The sequence below is a fragment of the Actinoplanes nipponensis genome, assembly GCF_016862275.1.
Lineage (GTDB): Bacteria > Actinomycetota > Actinomycetes > Mycobacteriales > Micromonosporaceae > Actinoplanes > Actinoplanes nipponensis.
In genome coordinates, this window is record NZ_BOMQ01000064.1 from 1 (window position 1) to 16,988 (window position 16,988).

12 protein-coding genes, 12 tRNA genes and 1 pseudogene are annotated in these 16,988 nt (G+C 69.0%); 16 read left to right on the top strand and 9 right to left on the bottom strand.

Annotation, left to right across the window (positions count from 1 at the left end; translation table 11 throughout):
* The first annotated feature begins 225 nt into the window (after positions 1 to 225).
* Positions 226 to 879, top strand: a complete 654-nt coding sequence (locus Ani05nite_RS27930; protein ID WP_203773218.1) for a fasciclin domain-containing protein — start codon at positions 226 to 228, stop codon at positions 877 to 879.
* A 60-nt stretch (positions 880 to 939) separates the two neighbouring features.
* On the opposite strand, the pseudogene Ani05nite_RS27935 reads toward Ani05nite_RS27930, so the two are convergent.
* From Ani05nite_RS27935 to Ani05nite_RS27945, 3 genes and pseudogenes are all read right to left on the bottom strand, one after another.
* Positions 940 to 1,791: pseudogene (locus Ani05nite_RS27935) on the bottom strand (maleylpyruvate isomerase family mycothiol-dependent enzyme); the annotation flags it as partial.
* A gap of 54 nt (positions 1,792 to 1,845) precedes the next feature.
* Entirely contained in the window at positions 1,846 to 2,382 is a 537-nt protein-coding gene (locus tag Ani05nite_RS27940) for a hypothetical protein (protein ID WP_203773222.1), read from the bottom strand.
* A gap of 99 nt (positions 2,383 to 2,481) precedes the next feature.
* Positions 2,482 to 2,889 carry a hypothetical protein gene (locus Ani05nite_RS27945; RefSeq protein ID WP_203773224.1) on the bottom strand — a complete coding sequence of 136 codons (408 nt, stop codon included), beginning with the start codon at positions 2,887 to 2,889 and terminating at the stop codon, positions 2,482 to 2,484.
* 197 nt (positions 2,890 to 3,086) lie between these two features.
* Between Ani05nite_RS27945 and Ani05nite_RS27950 the strand changes: the two genes are divergently transcribed.
* The 3 genes from Ani05nite_RS27950 (at position 3,087) to Ani05nite_RS27960 (ending at position 8,862) form a co-directional block, all read left to right on the top strand.
* Entirely contained in the window at positions 3,087 to 4,391 is a 1,305-nt protein-coding gene (locus Ani05nite_RS27950) for a phage tail protein (protein WP_203773226.1), read from the top strand.
* 539 nt (positions 4,392 to 4,930) lie between these two features.
* Positions 4,931 to 5,305, top strand: coding sequence for a hypothetical protein (locus Ani05nite_RS27955; protein WP_203773228.1), 375 nt, complete (start codon positions 4,931 to 4,933; stop codon positions 5,303 to 5,305).
* Positions 5,305 to 8,862, top strand: coding sequence for an AAA domain-containing protein (locus tag Ani05nite_RS27960; RefSeq protein WP_203773230.1), 3,558 nt, complete (start codon positions 5,305 to 5,307; stop codon positions 8,860 to 8,862). The genes Ani05nite_RS27955 and Ani05nite_RS27960 overlap by 1 nt, the downstream gene beginning before the upstream one ends.
* Positions 8,863 to 8,995: 133 nt before the next feature.
* Here the strand turns inward: Ani05nite_RS27960 and Ani05nite_RS27965 are convergent.
* Both Ani05nite_RS27965 and Ani05nite_RS27970 read right to left on the bottom strand, forming a co-directional pair.
* Positions 8,996 to 9,070: transfer RNA gene (locus tag Ani05nite_RS27965), tRNA-Lys, on the bottom strand.
* Between the two features lie 335 nt (positions 9,071 to 9,405).
* On the bottom strand, positions 9,406 to 10,692 hold the full coding sequence (locus tag Ani05nite_RS27970; protein WP_203773232.1) for a hypothetical protein: 1,287 nt from the start codon (positions 10,690 to 10,692) through the stop codon (positions 9,406 to 9,408).
* A 583-nt stretch (positions 10,693 to 11,275) separates the two neighbouring features.
* Between Ani05nite_RS27970 and Ani05nite_RS27975 the strand changes: the two genes are divergently transcribed.
* From Ani05nite_RS27975 to Ani05nite_RS28030, 12 genes are all read left to right on the top strand, one after another.
* A tRNA-Ala gene (locus Ani05nite_RS27975) sits at positions 11,276 to 11,348 on the top strand.
* Positions 11,349 to 11,359: 11 nt separating this feature from the next.
* A tRNA-Arg gene (locus tag Ani05nite_RS27980) sits at positions 11,360 to 11,432 on the top strand.
* Positions 11,433 to 11,488: 56 nt separating this feature from the next.
* A tRNA-Glu gene (locus tag Ani05nite_RS27985) sits at positions 11,489 to 11,562 on the top strand.
* A 13-nt stretch (positions 11,563 to 11,575) separates the two neighbouring features.
* Positions 11,576 to 11,648: transfer RNA gene (locus Ani05nite_RS27990), tRNA-Gly, on the top strand.
* Between the two features lie 108 nt (positions 11,649 to 11,756).
* Positions 11,757 to 11,830 (top strand) — tRNA-Gln (locus tag Ani05nite_RS27995).
* A 5-nt stretch (positions 11,831 to 11,835) separates the two neighbouring features.
* A tRNA-Leu gene (locus Ani05nite_RS28000) sits at positions 11,836 to 11,909 on the top strand.
* A gap of 11 nt (positions 11,910 to 11,920) precedes the next feature.
* Positions 11,921 to 11,993 (top strand) — tRNA-Thr (locus Ani05nite_RS28005).
* A gap of 9 nt (positions 11,994 to 12,002) precedes the next feature.
* Positions 12,003 to 12,075: transfer RNA gene (locus tag Ani05nite_RS28010), tRNA-Ala, on the top strand.
* Positions 12,076 to 12,166: 91 nt separating this feature from the next.
* Positions 12,167 to 12,255 (top strand) — tRNA-OTHER (locus Ani05nite_RS28015).
* Between the two features lie 8 nt (positions 12,256 to 12,263).
* Positions 12,264 to 12,335: transfer RNA gene (locus tag Ani05nite_RS28020), tRNA-Val, on the top strand.
* A 20-nt stretch (positions 12,336 to 12,355) separates the two neighbouring features.
* Positions 12,356 to 12,430: transfer RNA gene (locus tag Ani05nite_RS28025), tRNA-His, on the top strand.
* Between the two features lie 595 nt (positions 12,431 to 13,025).
* A complete protein-coding gene (locus Ani05nite_RS28030) occupies positions 13,026 to 13,568 on the top strand; it encodes a hypothetical protein (RefSeq protein ID WP_203773234.1) in 543 nt (180 codons plus the stop codon).
* Positions 13,569 to 13,665: 97 nt separating this feature from the next.
* On the opposite strand, the gene Ani05nite_RS41970 is transcribed toward Ani05nite_RS28030, so the two are convergent.
* The 4 genes from Ani05nite_RS41970 to Ani05nite_RS28045 form a co-directional block, all read right to left on the bottom strand.
* On the bottom strand, positions 13,666 to 13,800 hold the full coding sequence (locus tag Ani05nite_RS41970; RefSeq protein WP_275410650.1) for a hypothetical protein: 135 nt from the start codon (positions 13,798 to 13,800) through the stop codon (positions 13,666 to 13,668).
* 142 nt (positions 13,801 to 13,942) lie between these two features.
* Positions 13,943 to 14,599 carry a Bax inhibitor-1/YccA family protein gene (locus tag Ani05nite_RS28035; protein ID WP_203773236.1) on the bottom strand — a complete coding sequence of 219 codons (657 nt, stop codon included), beginning with the start codon at positions 14,597 to 14,599 and terminating at the stop codon, positions 13,943 to 13,945.
* A 91-nt stretch (positions 14,600 to 14,690) separates the two neighbouring features.
* The gene (locus tag Ani05nite_RS28040; protein WP_203773238.1) at positions 14,691 to 16,154 is read right to left on the bottom strand and encodes an Ig-like domain-containing protein; all 1,464 of its coding nucleotides are present in this window, start codon (positions 16,152 to 16,154) and stop codon (positions 14,691 to 14,693) included.
* 84 nt (positions 16,155 to 16,238) lie between these two features.
* On the bottom strand, positions 16,239 to 16,874 hold the full coding sequence (locus Ani05nite_RS28045; RefSeq protein WP_203773240.1) for an HNH endonuclease family protein: 636 nt from the start codon (positions 16,872 to 16,874) through the stop codon (positions 16,239 to 16,241).
* Positions 16,875 to 16,988: the final 114 nt, after the last annotated feature.

Consider the following 16,988-nt stretch of genomic DNA (forward strand, 5'->3'; position numbering starts at 1 on the left):
AAGCCGTACAGCGACGTACGCCAGATCGGCACCGGCTGGAACAACTTCACCACCATCTTCTAGGACACATCGGCGACGAGCGGGGCCGGATCTCTCCGGCCCCGCTCGTCCGCGTCAGGTTCCCGGAAATATCCCCGGTCCAGGCGCATCCGCCCGGCTCCCTCCCAGCGAAGCATCAGTCGTGACAGCAGTCACGACCCAGCCGCTGGAGAGAAAGGTCCGCCGATGAACGTCGCCCGGCTCGCCACCCGACTGACCGTCGCCGCCATGGCCACCGTCATGGTCACCACCGTCGCCGCCACCGGCGCCGAAGCCAGCACCAAGCCGCTGGCCCAGCGCTCCCTGGCGCAGGTGCTGCTGAAGGACAAGGGCAGCTTCGACCACAACGCCCATGACTTCGACATCCTGAAGGCCGCCGTGCTGGCCGTGCTGAAGGCCAAGCCGAACTCCCCGGTCAAGGTGCTCACCCAGGGCCAGACCCGGCTGACCGCGTTCCTGCCCAACGACGGGGCGTTCCAGCTGCTGGCCAAGGAGGCGACCAAGGCGCGCAAGACGCCGAGCGAGAAGAAGGCCTTCACCACGATCGCCGGCCTCGGCATCGACACGGTGGAGAGCGTGCTGCTGTACCACGTCGTGCCGGGCGTACGCGTGACCAAGAGCCGGGCGCTGAAGGCGGACAACGCCAAGCTGAAGACCGCCCTCGGCAAGACCGTGAAGGTGGACGTGCGGCACCCGCGGCACAAGCCGGCCCAGGTGTGGCTGAAGGACGCCGACACCAACGACCGCAACGCGCGGGTCATCGTCTTCAACGTCAACGCCGGCAACCGCCAGATCGCGCACGTCGTCGACCGGGTGCTGCGCCCGATCAACCTGCCCTGACGTACCGCACGGAAGAACCCGCCGGGCCGCGCCTCACCGCGGCCCGGCGTTTTCGTGTCCTCAGTAGAGGAACGGCAGAGCCGGCAGCGGCTCCCCGGGCGTGACGCCGTCGGCTCGGCCGAGCAACCACGCGAGCAGCGCGGCCTGCGGCGCCCGCACGACGAGCGGTGCTTCTTGAGCGCCCAGCCGGTATTCGGCTTCGGTGTCCGAGGCGACGAGGTGCAGGCCGGGCACGTGCTCGCGAGCGGCGAAGGCGCCGACGACGTCGGTGACGGCGGTCCGGACGAAGCCGGCGGGCCAGTCACCGGGACCGAACCCGGCGCGAAGGTCGACGTGATGGACGAGCACCTCGGTGAGCCGGGCGTCGGCCGCCCGGTACGCCGGCCGCACCTTGCCCGACATCCACCGCAAGGGGACGGTCCAGGCCGCTTCCGGCATCGCCTCGTAGGCGGCGGCGAATCGCGTGGCGCTGTCCCGGACGTCGGCCAGCAGCTGCTCCGCGGTACGCCCGGCGCCCGCCTCGATCTCGGTGGCGCGGGCCTGGGGGCTGGGGTACTCGGGGGTTTCGATTCCGGTTCGCGCCCAGGTCAGCATTCTGGTGCCGGCGTCGGCGTTGCGGGCGAGGTGGGTGAGGACGTGGGCGCGGGACCAGCCTGGGAGGAGTGAGGGCTGCCGCAGGTCGGCGTCGTGGAGGGTGGCGGCGGTCCGAAGGAGCTGCTCCGTCGCGGTGGTGATGCTGCGGAGGAGTGGCCGGGGCGCGAACACGTCTCTACCGTGCACCATGTGACCACCCCTTGAGTGGTCGGCCTGCACGGCGATCTCGCAGACCCACCAGTAGCCCAGACCGTGGCCGCTCAGCGGTCCGACGCGGTGGCAGTCCTGAACCGTGCCCCGGACCGGCCGTTCCGACGGACCTCGCGCGTCTTCCGGCGAAGCCCGGCAACCGCCCTTCTCATCGGCCCCACGTCAGGTGTCATATTCGCCGCAGTCCCACGGCGCCGAGAAGGCCATGTAGTCGCCCGGTTCCGCGGTGACCCACCAGATGTCGTCGTCACTCTCCGGCTCGCTGACGATCAGCCCGAACGTCATGCCGAATCGCTCGACGCCGAACGGCTCGACCTCGATCCGGTCGAAGGTCACCTTTCCGAGCCCCTTGAGCTTCTTGTCGTACGCCCGCTCCCGCTCCGCCGCCCGGCCGGCATCGTCCCCGAAGTCATCTATCCGGGCGTCGAGGAACCGGCCGGCCGCGTCGAAAAGGTAGAGGGCGACGAACAGCCGCCCGCCGCCCTCCTCCGTACCGGTGTCAAAGGGCGTCGTCAGGAAGAACTGGCGCCCGTCCGCGGTATGACCGATGTGTCTTGCCTGAAAGGCATCGTGGTTGATGGCGAACCGCGTCGGCCGGCCGGCTGAGGCCGACCCCTGCCGCGGCGGCGCGCAACCGTCGCCGCTCACCGCCGCGCCGCAGCCGGCGACCAGGCCACTCGCGGCGAGCAGCGCGGCCACCGCGAGGGCGGCGCGCAGGCGAGTTCCGTGGCTCATGATCCGACACCGTAGACGACGCGCTCCGCCGGCAGATCCCCCCGTAACGCAAGCGTCAGGTTCTCAGCACGCGTAGGCGGTGACGACATCGGCGTTGCTGGGCGCGGACCTGTTGCCGGCGGCGTCCACCGCTCTGGCCGTGACCGTCTGGGGTCCCGGCCGGGTGAAATGCAGGGTGCCCCACACCGCGGCGTTGACGCCGTTGTCGGCGAGCGCGCCGAGGCGGATGCCGTCGGCGAACACCTCGTAGATCAGGGCCGACTGCGGCGTCGCGTTGTCGGTGGTGCGCTGAATCCCGATCGTGAGGGGCAGGCAGCCGCCGGTCCATCGCAGGCCGGAGGCGTACAGGACGTACGGCGCGGCCGGCGGCGTGTTGTCCGCCCCCGAAGCGTGTGCGGGCGCAGCCACGGTCGCGGCGGACAAGGTCGCGGCCACCGAGACGGTCACCGCCCGGATAAGACGTCTGGTCATGGCACTCCCTCTTCTAAAGTACGAAGACAAGCTCTTTAGAGCACCGTAAGCGCGGCGATCCTCTAAAGTCAACGCGTACGTCTTTTACAGTGACCGACCGGCACCGCGCCGGCGGGCGCACATCTGTCGCACCCGCGCCCTAGGATCACGACACGCTGGATCGGCGGACGTCGTTATGTCGTTATCCCGGAGGCTCTGTGAGTTCCCTGCCCTACCGCGCTCTTACGGTCGCCACGGCGGTCGCGCTGCTCGTTCTGCCCGGGTCCCCCGGCCGGGCAGCGGAAGGCAACCATCCGCCGGCCACCCCGGCCTCGCTGACCGTCGGCGGTATCGCCTGCGTACCCGGCGGCATTCTGGTCGGCACCACCACCCCCCAGGTCACCGCCTCCTTCGCGGACGCCGACCTGGGCGCGGTCCAGGGCGAGACGCTGACCCCGCAATTCGCGGTCTGGCCGGTCGGCGCGCCGGCGCAACGCACCGCCTGGTCCGCGGCCGAGCTGGCGCACCCCGGCACGGTGTTCACGACGATCCCGTCCACATTGGTCAACGGCGGCCGCTACCGCCTGACGGCCCGGGCCACCGACGCCGCGGGTGCCGTGTCGGCCTGGTCGCCCGTCTGCACCTTCACCGTCGACACGACCCGGCCGCAGGCGCCGACAGTAACCTCCGCCGACTATCCAGAGGGGACGCCCGCCGGCGGCGTCGGCATCACCGGAAAGTTCACCTTCGCTGCGGCCCGAGGCGACCAGGACGTGGTGAAGTTCCGCTACTCGTCGGCCGCCACGGGACTGCTCGAAGTGCCGGCGGACCGCCGGGGCCGGGCCGTCGTCGAGATCACCCCGACCGCGTACGGCACGAACGTCGTCACCGTCCAGGCCATCGACCGCACCGGCAACCGCTCGGCCGAAGCCACGTACTCGTTCACCGTGATCGACCACGAGCCCAAGGTGCTCGACCAGAACCCGGACGCCGGAGTCGGCGAACCCCGGACGGTGCGATTCTGGAGCGCCGTGCCCGACACGGCATCGTTCACCTACCGGCTGAACGACGGCCCGGCGACAACGGTCGCCGCCGGCACCGACGGCTACGCCACCGTGACCGTGACACCGGACCGGCGGGGCGACAACTTCCTCACCATCACCAGCCGGACGGCCAGCGGCATCCCATCCCCGGAAGTCAGGGCCAACCTGTACGTCACGGTGCGGATCCCCCGCCCGGAAATCAGCTCACCCGACTTCCCGAACGACGGCACCCCGCCGCCGACGGCCGGCCAGCAGGTCACGATCGTTCTGCGCACGGATTCCCCGGAGGTCACCGAGTTCGCCTATTCCGTCGACTTCGGGGAGACCCAGCAGGTTGTGGCGGCCGACGAGAACGGCAACGCAACCCTCCGCCACACCACCGTGGGGGAATACCTGGAGGTCCAGGCCCGCGCCCGTACCGCGGACGGCTTCGAGTCGGACCAGGTCGTCGTCGGTTGGGAACTGACGCCGGCACCGTGACGGGTGACCGGACGGCTGTGCTCAGCGGGTGGTCGGTCCATGCCGGCGCGACCACCCGCTCACGCTCCGGCTGGGTTGTCGGCGCGGCCTGACTTCCGAGCCACCGCTGCGCCCCGGGAAGTGTGGCGAGAATTGACCCAACGACGCAGGGGGATTTCTGGGGGGATTGACCGAGCTGACTGAAAGTCACGCCCCGATGGCCACCTCGGCGACCAAATAGCGAGCCCAGACGCCACGACGGGCTTGTCCTCCGCGGCGAGGTCACGGTGGACCGGACGTTGCACCATGCGAAGCACCGAGCTGTCGGGGGATTCGTGGCCGAGTTTCGCACGGTGACTGCGCCTGTCGTCGAGCGCGACGAGGATGGGTCGGGACCGCTCCCGCGGCCACGGAACTTCTGCGGTATCCGCCGAAGAGCTAGCGGCGAGCGGCCGGATATACCTGAAACCCAGTCAGAAAGGCGACACATCTACCATCGCCGTTCTTACTATCCGTAGCGTTGCGGATACGTCTGCGATGTGGCTCAGCGGGAGGCACGAGTGTCCGAGGTCGTCGTCGAAGTCAGTTTCACGTCGCTCCCGGAGGACGATGATTTCGCCCTCGACCTGGTGACCGACGAACTCGCCGAGGACCTGGGTGACCTGGGCGAGGTGCGTCGGCTCGACCTCGATGCGGAGCCCGGCAGCAAGGGCGTCGGTGAGGTGGTACTAGGGACGCTAACGGTCGTTGCCACTGTTGATCCTGGTTACGCGCAGGCTCTTGTCGACTTGGTTCTGGGCTTCCTTGGTCGTAACCGGGGTCGCAAGGCGCATCTGAAGGTCGGCGACGTCGAGCTCACGATCGATCAGCCGACCAAGGCGCAGGTTTCTGAGATGATCGACATCGTTCGGAACGCGATCGGGCGCGCGTACTGATGGGTCGGCACGCGTTGGTGCTGGGCACCGCAACCTATCGCGCCGACCCGAAGCTCGCGGCGTTGCCGGGCGTCCGCCGGGATGTCGAAGAGTTGAAAACGGTGTTGGACACCGAGGGCGATTTCGACAGCATCAAACACCATCTTGATCTGCCAGCCGCGCACATGATGCAGGTCGTAGAGGAGTTTTACGGCGCCCGGCGTACCGGTGACCTTGCCGTTTTCTACTACTCCGGTCACGGCATCCTGTACGACGACCGGCAGTCCCTCTTCTTCGGGACCATCGACACCGACACGGCCCTGCTGCACACCACCGCGTTCGATGTCGAAGGAAGACTGCGCCATCTGCTCAACCACACCAAGGCCAGCCAGAAGGTAGTCGTTCTGGACTGCTGCTTCTCGGGCTCGTTCACCGCGCGCCACCGGCTCGGCAACGGCGTACGGCAAGAGCCCCACCGACTCAAGCGCGAGCGCGGTACGTTCATGCTCCAGTCGAGCGACCACCTGAAGGCGTCCAAGGCTCAAGGCCCGGATCGGCCGTCGGTGTTCACCGAGGTGCTGCTCGCCGGGCTACGCGGCGCGGCCCAGCCAACCGCCGAGGACGGCTGGATTACGGCGAGTGACCTTTCTCGATACGCCATGACCGAGATGGCACGCCGCCGCCAGGAGAAGCCGGTCGAGTCGAGCGAGGGTGTCACCGACCCCATCCCGCTGGTCGTTGGGCCGGGCGAGCGCGTGCGGCGGCCCCCGAGCGTCCGGACCGAGGAGCCGGACGACGCACCGTTCGACACCGACCGGTGGCGGCGGTTGCTCACCTACTACGTCGGTTGCCTACAACGTTCGGCCGTTCTTCAGTTCTTCGTGAATCCAGGGGATAGGGACACCTACCTCGCCGCCCCGCAGGGCCAGGAAGTCATCTTCTCGGCCACCGAGGCGATCCCGCTGAAGGGCAGTGGACGGCAGCTTGCAAAGCTCGCCGAGGACAGCGGACGCTCCCTGCGGTACGGCTACCCGGTCGTCGCCTTGCAGCAGAAGGGTAAGCAGCAGGTACGTCTGGCGCCGCTGCTCGTCGCCGACTTGACCGTCGGAGACGACGGGGCGGCGCACCCGGCACCACCGCAGCCGAGCCCCGCTCTAATCGACCACTTCCAGCTGGCGGCAGTAGAGGCGGACGAACTGCGCCAAGCCGTGGCCGAGCTGATCGAGCCCGGCGATCGCGGATCCCTGGCCAAGGCCGTCAACCTGGTGGCGAACATGTTCGGCGTGAAGCCGGTGTCCGCACTCGACCCGGGGAACCTGGTCGGAAGGGTCAATGCAGGGCCTATCAACCGGGCGCAGAACGCCGGGATGCTGTTCGTCGCCGGCAGCACGGAGTCCCCGGAGCAGCAGCTGATAGAGGACCTGCGGGAGATCACCAAGAATGCGGGGAAGATCGCATCGACCGCCCTTGGTGCCCTGTCGAGCGGGGCCGACGATGAGGACAAGCCGGACGACGCCGCCACCCTGACGGTGGCGCTGAGCCCGGTCAACGAGACACAGGAGGACATCATCCGAGCGGCGATGAGCCGCCCGCTGACCGTCGCGCAGGGGCCGCCTGGAACCGGCAAGAGCCAACTTGTCACCGCGTTACTAGCTACCGCGACGGCGGCCGGGCAGAGCGTGCTTATCGGCTCCACCAACAATCGCGCGGTCAATGAGGTCGTCGAGCGGGTCACTGGCATGATCGGCCCCGGTCTGGTGCTACGCACCGGGAACAAGGATTATCGGCAGTGGGAACCGCAATACCTCGCCGAGGTGATGCAGGCGTGGCCACAGCCAATACCGGACGCACGCGGCCCGTGGAACGAGTTGCGGCTCCCGGCGCAAGAAATCAGCCGACTGCGCGACGATCTCGACCAACACCGTCTCCTCGAACGCGATCTCGCCGACCTCGCACTCGAGCGGGACCTCTCGCTGGCCGACGCCGACGATGCCTCCTTGGCCCGGCTGGTCGACCTCACCGACCGGGCGCTGCGGAGTTGGTGGTTCGGGTGGTGGTTTCGCTGGCGGCTGCGGTCCCACGGGGTGTCCGACCGTGCGTCGATCGCCGCCCTCGGTGAGCAGGCAGTGATAGAGCAGTGCTGGCGCGAGCGACAGCAACTACTCGCGTCTCTGCCCCGCACCGCCGAACAATCCTGGAAGCGGCTACGAACTCTGCAACGGGACAGCCGACCCGAGCACAGCGATCAGCTGCTGCGCGCCCAGATCGCCGCCCGGGTTACCGCCGGCACGACCGTGCTGCGAAACCGGGCCGACGAGATGGCGAAGCCCGACGGGAAAAGCTGGTCCTATATGCCGGAGATCCTCACCGTGCTTCCCGGATGGGCGACCACCGCGATGTCGGCCCGCCGGCTGCGGCCCAGTGCCGGACTGTTCGACCTGGTGGTCATCGATGAAGCCGCCCAATGCACCCCCGCGGCCATCCTGCCCATGCTCTACCGAGCCAAACGCGCCCTGATCATCGGCGACCCACGGCAACTCGCGCCCGTGGTGGAACTCTCCGACGCCGACGACCAGGGCGAACAGGCGCGCAACGGGCTTGGGCACGAGTGGCTGACGAATCGCCGACTGACCCACAGAGGTCATTCGGCGTACGAGGCGTTCGCCACCGCGGCCGGAAGCACGATCCTGCTCGACGAGCACTACCGCTGCCACCCGGAGATTATCGACGCACCGAATCAGGTCGTCTACCAGAACCGGCTGGTCGTACTCACCGACCCGGCCCGGCTGACCGCACTGGCCGAACCCGCCACCCGCTGGGTGGACGTGCCGGGCCGCTTCAGCCGCGGCGCCACCGGGTCCGGGCACAACTTCGACGAAGTGCAGGCAGTGGTGGGCGAAGTCCAGCGACTGCGGAAGGAGTATCCGGACGCCTCCATCGGTGTGGTGACACCACTCGCCGAGCAGCAGCGCACCCTGGACCGAGCCCTCAAGGAAGCTGGCCTCGGCGACAACTTGCTGTGCGCCACCATTCACAAGTTTCAGGGCAGCGAGAGAGACATCATGGTCATCTCGCCGGTCGGTGCGCAGGGCATCAGCGTGCAAACCCGGGGCTGGCTCGTTAACCAGACCACTTTGTGGAACGTCGCGATCACCCGGGCCAGGTCCCAGCTCTTCATCGTGGGCGACAGATCGTGGTGGTCCGCGCAACGCGGGCTGCTCGCCGCGCTCGCCACGCCTTCAGCGCCAGCGGCCGACAACGACGACGTTGACCCACGCCCGGTCGACAAGCTGATCCCGGGACTGCGCGACGCCGGGCTGACCTTCTGCTGGGGCACACCACTCCCGGGGTATCCGGTCGACCTCACGCTCAGCCTCGGCGACAAGACCCTGGCGGTTCTCGTAGACGATCCCGAAGGCGATCCGGACGGACGACCACTTCGTCGAGTCCTCGGTCGGCTCGACATCATCGCCGCAGTCACGGAAGTGCGGCGAGTGCCAGCCTGGCGCTGCCTCGCCGAGCCAGACCAGGTCGTTACCGAACTCAGCGAGGCGCTCAACGCCAGGTTAGTGGAATGACCGGACGTTGATCTGGGTGCACCGTTCGGCAGGCTCACGAGGTGACTGGGGCGTCGAATCGCGGCGGGCGGGCTGCCGCGGCCGCAAGGCCGTAACTACCCGTGGGGTCCGGGGGTCGCCCCCGGAGTCAGCATGGTGGGCCGCCCGGGACTCGAACCCGGAACCTATGGATTAAAAGTCCACAGCTCTGCCATTGAGCTAGCAGCCCGCGTCGATCAGGGTACCTGCCCGGGCTTGACGGCAAGTGCCCCGTCCCGGGCGCGTCGGTGTTTGCGCTGCTCGGGGGTTCAGGCCGAGCGAAGCCCCTGCTGAGCAGGTGGGTGTTCGTCGCACTCGTGAGGCTTTCGCGCTGCGACGTGAGGGGTTGCCCAACTTGCGAGCACCCGGGGAGCAAGGAACCCGGAGCCTGCGCCTCGGCCTCCGTCGCGGTCAGGGACCGCGACGATGGCGGTCGGGGCCAGCCAAAGCTTTGTTCGGCGCGTTTCGGCACCAGCCGAACTCCCCATCTCGATGTCGCGAGTGAGAGCCGTCGGCCAGTGCCACTCACGCATCGTGACAGGTGTCGGAGGCCGGACGCTCCGTCTCGGCGGCGTCCTCGGCGAGCTGTCGCTCTTCCCCCTTCTTCTTCCGCTTGAAAGGCGACTTGACCATCCCGGCGACAGAGGTCGCCGCCTTCCCGGCGGCTGAGCTCGCAGCACCGGTGGCCGAAGTCGCCGCGTCCGCCACTGCGCCACCGACGGTCTTCACCGCGGTCAGCGCCAGCGGCTCGTCGGGGATGCCGTCTCCGTCACGGTCCACGCTCCGGAACGGCCGGGACACAGTGCTGGCCGCAGTTCCCACGCCGTTGCCGATCGTCTGCGCGGATCCGCCCAACCAGTTGCCGGTCGAGCGGGCCGCTTCCTGCAGGGCGGCGAATGCCCGGTTCGGCTCGGTGTCGTTCTCCGGCATTTCCTTGGTCTCGATCGTGAGATGTGGCGGGAACTCGTCAGGCGCTTCGGCGAATGCCTCATGTGCGGCGTTGATCACCTCACGTCCGAACACGAAGCGGGTGACTCCGCCGACAAGCGCTCCCACGCCGTACTCCACGGCAGCCTGCTTCTTCGCGCCCAGCCCGGTTCGCACGTCCTCGAGCCTTCCGGTCTGCATGCCGCGTACGAGTTCTTGGGCGGCCCCGGCCGGCAGCGCCTGGGCCAGCGTTCCGGCCCAATGCGACCAGTTGTGCTGGCCGGTCGCGATGCTCCTGCCGACATCCACCGGCCGCGACGAGCGGGCGAGGTCCGCGGCCATGGTTGCGATCTGGCCCTGGCTGACGCGTCCGTTCGAGAGGCCGTAGATCAGCGCGCGGGTCTGGTCCTGATCGAGGGTCATGCCGTGGATGTCCACCAGGGCGAGGGCGTAGAGCGCCGTGATCTCGAACTGGAGTTGCTCGTCGCCGGCCGGCAGTTGCTTCACCGCGCGCTGGGCGCCTGCCTTCGTCGCGCCCAGCGCCGCCTCTTTGGCCGCACGCTTCACGGCCGCTTTCGTCGCTTCCTTGGCGGCCGACTTGGTCGCCGCGGTGGCCGCTCCGCCGCCCGGAAGCAAACCGATGCCGATCTCCAGGGCGAGACTTCCTGCTGTCACCAGCCCGCCGGCGACGGTGATGGCGGTGACGTAATGTCGCTCCAAAATCGTGATGAGCTCCGCGGGCGTGGACTCTGGATTACGGCGCCGGACCCACCGCACATACTTGCGCGCTACGGCGTGACGGCCCTTCACCGCGGCCTCGATCTCGCGTTGCGCGACATCATCAGTCAGTTCGGCCTCGAGGGTGATCGTCTCGATCTCAGTCACCGTTGATCCTCCGGGCGGCTCGAAAGGATGCGACGGATTACTCGACTGCGCACCACGACGAATTACCGATGATACGGCGCGTGTCGCTGTTCGTAATAGGTTTGCTGACACCGGTGGGGTGTCCCTACCGTAGGGATCAGCACCAAGACGAACCGACCACGGTCAGGAGACCAACCATGTTGTGGCACACCTCGATCGCATCGCAGCGGCTTACGCCGCGCGGCGAGGTCGCCATGACCTCCGCCGGGCGATCCGGCTTCCCGACCGGCAGTCAGTACCACCACGGCCTGGGCCGGTGGCGCAGCTAGTACTCCCTAGCGATCGTCGCGCCGCCCTCCCAGCTCCGGGACCGGGCGGCTTTTCCGTTTCCGGGCCCGCTCGACCAGCCCGCGCGCACTTGCTTCGGCCCCGGCCGGCGGCATCGCTCATTGAGAACTCCACAGTGGATGGCACAGCACCGACGCCGCGCACGGCTGTGCGCCGCGTCGCATCGTGCCCGGCCGCCGACACATCCGTCGGCGGGCCGGGTGATCCGGAGCGAGGGAGACGGCAACCCGCGCGACTCGGGGGTTCCGGACGACATGGGCTTGTGGCGCAGCTGGTAGCGCACCGGTTCGGCAGACCGGGGGTCGGCGGTTCGAATCCGCCCAGGTCCACCCCATCAGCTGTCCTCGTAGCTCAGCGGAAAGAGCACCGGATTACGGATCCGGGGGCCGGGAGTTCGAATCTCTCCGGGGACGCCGAAAGGAGCGGTGCGAGCCGCTCACCACCACGGCGCAGCATGGCTGCGCCGCAACGCCCGTGAGGCTGAGGCAGGTAGACCACCGGACTCTCACTCCGGAAGACCGGGTTCAACCCCCGGACGGGCGACAGCACCACCCATGCGGTTGTAGCTCAGCAGGGAGAGCGCCACCCCGCCACGGTGGAGGCCGCCGGTTCGATCCCGGCCAGCCGCTCGAGCACGGCACACACGATGCCGCTGAGCACGAACTGACGGTGCCCAGCGGAGCCGCGCTGTCTCTGCGCTGGAACCGGCCGGCGGGCCAGCACCCTGCCGGCCGCGATGCGGGCTGGTGCAATCCGGCAGCACGCCCGGCTCTGGACCGGGAGGTTGGAGGTTCGAGTCCTCCGCCCGCAGCTCACGCCCTCGTAGCCCAACGGGTAGAGGCCCGACGTTGAGGACGTCGACAGTGCGCGTTCGAATCGCGCCGAGGGCACGCAACACCATGCCAGTGGAGCACGACAGGTCGTGCACCCGTTTCGTAATCGGGAGGTAGCGGGTTCGAGTCCCGCCGCTGGCTCCGCCCCTCGGGCTCGTAGCTCATCTGGTAGAGCGCCGCTCTCGCACAGCGGAGGTGGCCGGTTCGACTCCGGCCGAGTCCACGCCGAAGGTGGCCGCCCAGCAGAGCTCTGACTCCTGATCAGCGCGCTGCACGATCCGGCGTCGCCCGATCCGCCGGAGCGCGATCGACCGGGAGGAGCCGGCCTGGCTACGGCAGCGCCGCTGGAAATGGCGCAGGCCCCGCCCGCGGGGTCTCGTGGGTTCGAATCCCACCTCCTCCGCCCGTCCCGCCCGTATAGCTCAGCGGGAGAGCGCCGCCTTCACACGGCGGATGCCCCAGGTTCGATCCCTGGTGCGGGCACTGGCCTTCGGGCCGTAGTTGTGGCTGTAGCTCAGTCGGTTCAGAGCGCCGGGTCGTGGCCCCGGAGGTCGCCGGTTCGAATCCGGTCAGTCACCCTCATGCGCGTCGTGGACGGCGGCACGTCCAGCGGGCCGTAACCCCGCCGCCTTCGGGCAGACCTGGGTCGGCACCAGGGACGCGCACTGTTGCCCCCGTAGCTCAGCGGACAGAGCACCGGATTCCGAATCCGGGGGTCGCTGGTGCGAAATCCGGCTCCGGCCCCGATGATGTGCCATCCGCCGTGGAGAGGTCGCTCGCACCTTCGTAGGCAAGGCGTACCAAGGTGCCGGCGCCGCCACCACCGGAGCGACGCTTGTCATCCATGAGGGATGAGGGACGCGGCCGGGATATCCCGCATCGTTCGATGCATGGCCGCCGCAGCCACTCCCAGGAATGCGTTCCCTGCGGGGGTGCCGGCCGGCGGTCGATGACAAGTCGAGGGGAGGCCGCGCCATGGCGAAGAAGTCGAAGAAGGACAAGAAGAACAAGAAGAACAAGAAGAAGTGACCGGACGCGCTGACGGCGCGTCCGCGTGCGGCCGGGGCGGCACCTCAGGCGTGCCGCACCGGCGCGTGCGGCCGTGGACTCCTCGGACGGGGTGCGGCGCGCGCGACGCCTGCCGGCGTGTCCCCCGGCTCGGAGAGGATCATCATGGAAGCGAAGCTGGACCGTCGCCGCGCCGAGGCGCAGGCCGCGGCCGCGAAGGCTGAGGCGGCGCAGCGTCGCGTCGGCGATGTAGACACCCAGCTGGCCGGTAACGCGGCCCGCACGCACGACGACGAGGCGGCGCTGGTCCGGGCTCGCGACGAGGTCGCCCGGCTGAAGAAGTCGCTCACCTCGGCCGCGAAGCAGAAGCAGCGCCTGGAGAAGGCTCGCGGCAAGGCTCGCGTGGCGGCCGGCAAGGCCCGTCGCCGGGCGTCCACCGCTGAGAACCGCTATGACCGCGCGGTGCTGGCCGACCTGGTGCGCCGGGAACGGGAACGCGATCTGCGCGCCCACCAGGACGCGCAGAAGCAGCAAGGGCCCGGTGCGGCCGCGGTCCAGCCGCCCGCAGGTGGACCGGATCCTGCCCCCGGTGCGCCGACGGCAACGCGTACCGCCGCGCGAGTCACTGCCGCCGCAGCCCAGCGGTCAGCGGCAGCGCCCGCGCGGCGACGCGCTGCCACCGGTCGGCCGACCGCGGCAGAGGACTGACCCGCGCCTGCGGTGCCGGCGCTGTGGATGCCGGCGGTCGCGCCCGAAGGTTGTCGCGCAGCTGTTCGAGCCGCGCGACCCGCCTCCGTGATCCGCCTCAGTGCTTGGACCTCAGTTTCCGCAGACCCTTGGACAGCTTCGCCTGCGTCTTCGGGTCCTTGGCCTTGCGCATCATCTCCTTCTCGAGCTCCTTCGCCTTCGGCGATTTCGCGGCCTTCTGTAGCCTGCTCATGAGCTTTCCCATGAGGCCTCTGCCCTCTTCTCCGACACCTTCGGGACCGGCTGCCGCGGCCCTCGAGGCGGGCCGGCGTGTAAGTCACTGTGCGGTGCCTCTCCCGTACGCGCCTCATCCGGCCCGGATGGCCTCCGGATGGTCAGCGGTTGGCGCCCCGGAAGATCCGCAGGAAGAAGAGGAACACGTTGAGGATGTCGAGGAAGATCGACGCCGCCAGCAGCGGCGCGGAGTCGACGTCCGAGGAGCGCCTCAGCCGCTGGAAGTCGACCATGATGAAGCCCGCGAAGATCACCAGGCCGAGCAGGGAATAGATGAGGGCCCCGTTCGGGATGTTCACGAAGATCAGCACGATGCCGAGGACGAGCAGGGCCACCAGCGCCCAGAAACACAGCCGGGCCAGCACGGTGAGGTCGCGGCGGGTGGCATAGCCGGCCGAGCCGAACGCGGCGACGAACAACGCCGTGGCGGCCCCGGCCTGCCAGACCGCCTGCGGGTCGGTGCTGGCGTAGTAGACCAGCGTCGGCGCGACCGCTACTCCCATCAACAGTCCGAACGCCGCAAGCAGCGCCACGGTCGCCGGCCGGGACCGGCGAACAGCGAACTGCATGGCGATCAGGGCGGCGAGCGCTGCGAGGTACGCGACGAAGGCGAGGCCGCCGGGAAGGTTGCGACCGAGGTAGGCGCCGACGGCGAACAGGGCGGTCGTCGCCGCGACATAGCCCATCGTCTGCGCGAACAGGGTGGCTGCGGCGCCGGCGGCCAGTCCGACCGGCCGACTTCCATAGGTGTCGTCCATCGAACTCCCCTGCGGTCGAGATGGCATGGCCACCACTGTGCGCCCGCGGGGAGAGACGGACGCCCTCCGCCAGGGGTGACCCTCGGAGCTGTCAGCGGCGGTAGGTGCGTTTGCTGCTGGAGACGGCGTTGCCGGCCTGGTCGTACGCGCGCAGCTGCACGGTGAACGTCTTGCCGTACTTCTTCGGGTTCAAGGTGAACGCGTACCCCGCGGTGCGGTCGACGGCGACGATCTTGCCGTTGACGAGCATCTCGACGCGGCTGACGCCGTAGCCGTCCCGGACCGAGGCGGCGAACCTGGTCTTCTTGCGCAGCTTGGTCTTGTTCTTCGGCGCGGAGGTGAGCTTCATCGTGGGTCTGGTGTTGTCCACGATGATCGACCGCTTGACCACGGCCGGGTTCCCGGCCTTGTCACGCGCGTCGACCGTCAAGGTGTGCTTGCCGTCGCGGCAGCTGCGGGAGTCGACCTTGACCGTCCAGGGCGCCCGGCGGGTCAGCCCGGAAGAGGCACACGACAGCGTGGCCGTGAGGTAGGCCAGGCCGGAGGCGTCCTTCGTGGCGGTCACCGTGGCGGCGATGACACCGCGCACCTTCGCGTTCGCCGCTGGCGAGACGGTGACCGTGGGCGCGTCGTTGTCGACGGTCACCGTCCGGGTGAGCGTGCCGACATTACCGACGCTGTCGAACGCCCGCACCGTCATCGTGGACGACCCGTTGGCCGCCGTGCGATCCCAGTTCATGCGCATCAGGCTGCCGTCACTGCTCCTGGAGTCGACCACGGCGCCGTCGACCAGCAGTTCCACCTTCGGGACCCAGGCCCCGTCCGTCGCGGTCACGTCGACGCCGCCACGCGCGCTCACGTAGCCGTCGGCGAAGTCGAAGCCCACCGTGATGCTCGGGCCGGTGTGGTCGGCCCACACCCGGGTGACGGCGTAGCCCTCGTTGCCGGAGGTGTCCCACGACCGCGCGGTCAGGGTGGTCTTGCCGTCGTAACCGGCGGTGTCCCACGGAATCGTCCACGGCTCGGCGTCAGCGGCGCCGATCACCGTGTCGCCCGCTGACAACTCGATGCGCGCGGTGTCCGCCGGAACACCCCGGACGCGGAAGTCGATCGGCACCACACCGGAGAAGCTCATGTTCGGCATCTGCGGGGTGGCGTCGGTGAGGCCCCACGGGAACGACAGGAACGGGCCGTAGTTGTCGACGAACACGACGACGGACGCCGTCGCGCTGTTGCCGGCCGCGTCGTACGCGGCGACCTGGACCGTCGACTGCTGATCGTGAATCCGGCGGCTGTCCCAGCGCAGCGACCACGGCGCGGCCCGGTCGACGGCTTCCACCTGGCCGTTGACGGTCAGGAACACCTGGGTCACCGCGACGTCATCGGAGACGACGGGCTCCAGCACCACGGTCTTGTTCACCCGCGTACCGGCGGCGATACCCACGTCCTGTACCACCGGAGCCGTCGTGTCCCCGGCCTCGGCGGCCTGCACCGGTGTCGCGCCGACCGCGACCGCGAGCAGAACCGCCGACACCACCACCATGAACCGCTGCACCCGTGCCCCCATGATCGTTGCCGATCGCGGGAGCATACGGCACAACCGTCCACGAAGAACCGGCTCCGCCGTGCTGCTGACGGATCAGGACGCGCAGGTGTTGAGCATCGTCTGCAGAGCCGTCTTCTCCGACGCCTGCAGCGTGAGCGCCCAGTACGACTTCACGGCGATCCACATCTTCGCGTACGTGCACCGGTACGAGGTGATCGACGGTTGCCAGGTCGACGGGTCCTGGTCGCCCTTGGCCTGGTTCACGTTGTCGGTGACGGCGATCAGCTGCGGCCGGGTCAGGTCGTTGGCGAAGCTCTGCCGCCGGCTGGTGGTCCAGGAGTTGGCTCCGGACCGCCACGCCTCGGCCAGCGGCACGACGTGGTCGATGTCGACGTCCGAGGCGGCAGTCCAGGTCGCGCCGTCGTACGGCGAGTACCAACGACCCGAGGTCGCCGCGCAGGCGCTGTCGGTGACCACGGACGAGCCGTCGCGCTTCAGGACGGTCTCGCGGGTGTTGCAGCTGCCGCTGACGGTGATCCAGTGTGGGAACAGGTCTCGGGAGTAGCCGCTGGTGGAGCCCTGCGCGGCGACGCTGAGGCCGTTCAGTTGCGCCTGGGCGGTGGCTCTGGACGGGACACCCGTGGGAGTGGCCTGGGCCGGACCGTAGAGCAGGCTGCTCGTCACGGTGGCGACGGCCAGGGCCAGGGTCCAGGGCAAAGCTCGCTTCATGCCGCTCCGATCGCGAGGTGGCGCCGCCGGCCGGTAGCCGGCGTCGCACCAAATATCGATGGAGCTCAGTGTCTGGGGCGACCGCCCCCGCGTGAACATCCCATAGCCGTCCTA

Excerpts from the sequence above, each read along its gene's own strand:
- Ani05nite_RS27930 (WP_203773218.1), top strand. The coding sequence starts at position 226 with ATGAACGTCGCCCGGCTCGCCACCCGACTGACCGTCGCCGCCATGGCC.
- Ani05nite_RS27945 (WP_203773224.1), bottom strand. The coding sequence starts at position 2,889 with ATGACCAGACGTCTTATCCGGGCGGTGACCGTCTCGGTGGCCGCGACC.
- Ani05nite_RS27960 (WP_203773230.1), top strand. The coding sequence starts at position 5,305 with ATGGGTCGGCACGCGTTGGTGCTGGGCACCGCAACCTATCGCGCCGAC.
- Ani05nite_RS28030 (WP_203773234.1), top strand. The coding sequence starts at position 13,026 with ATGGAAGCGAAGCTGGACCGTCGCCGCGCCGAGGCGCAGGCCGCGGCC.
- Ani05nite_RS41970 (WP_275410650.1), bottom strand. The coding sequence starts at position 13,800 with ATGAGCAGGCTACAGAAGGCCGCGAAATCGCCGAAGGCGAAGGAGCTC.
- Ani05nite_RS28035 (WP_203773236.1), bottom strand. The coding sequence starts at position 14,599 with ATGGACGACACCTATGGAAGTCGGCCGGTCGGACTGGCCGCCGGCGCC.
- Ani05nite_RS28045 (WP_203773240.1), bottom strand. The coding sequence starts at position 16,874 with ATGAAGCGAGCTTTGCCCTGGACCCTGGCCCTGGCCGTCGCCACCGTG.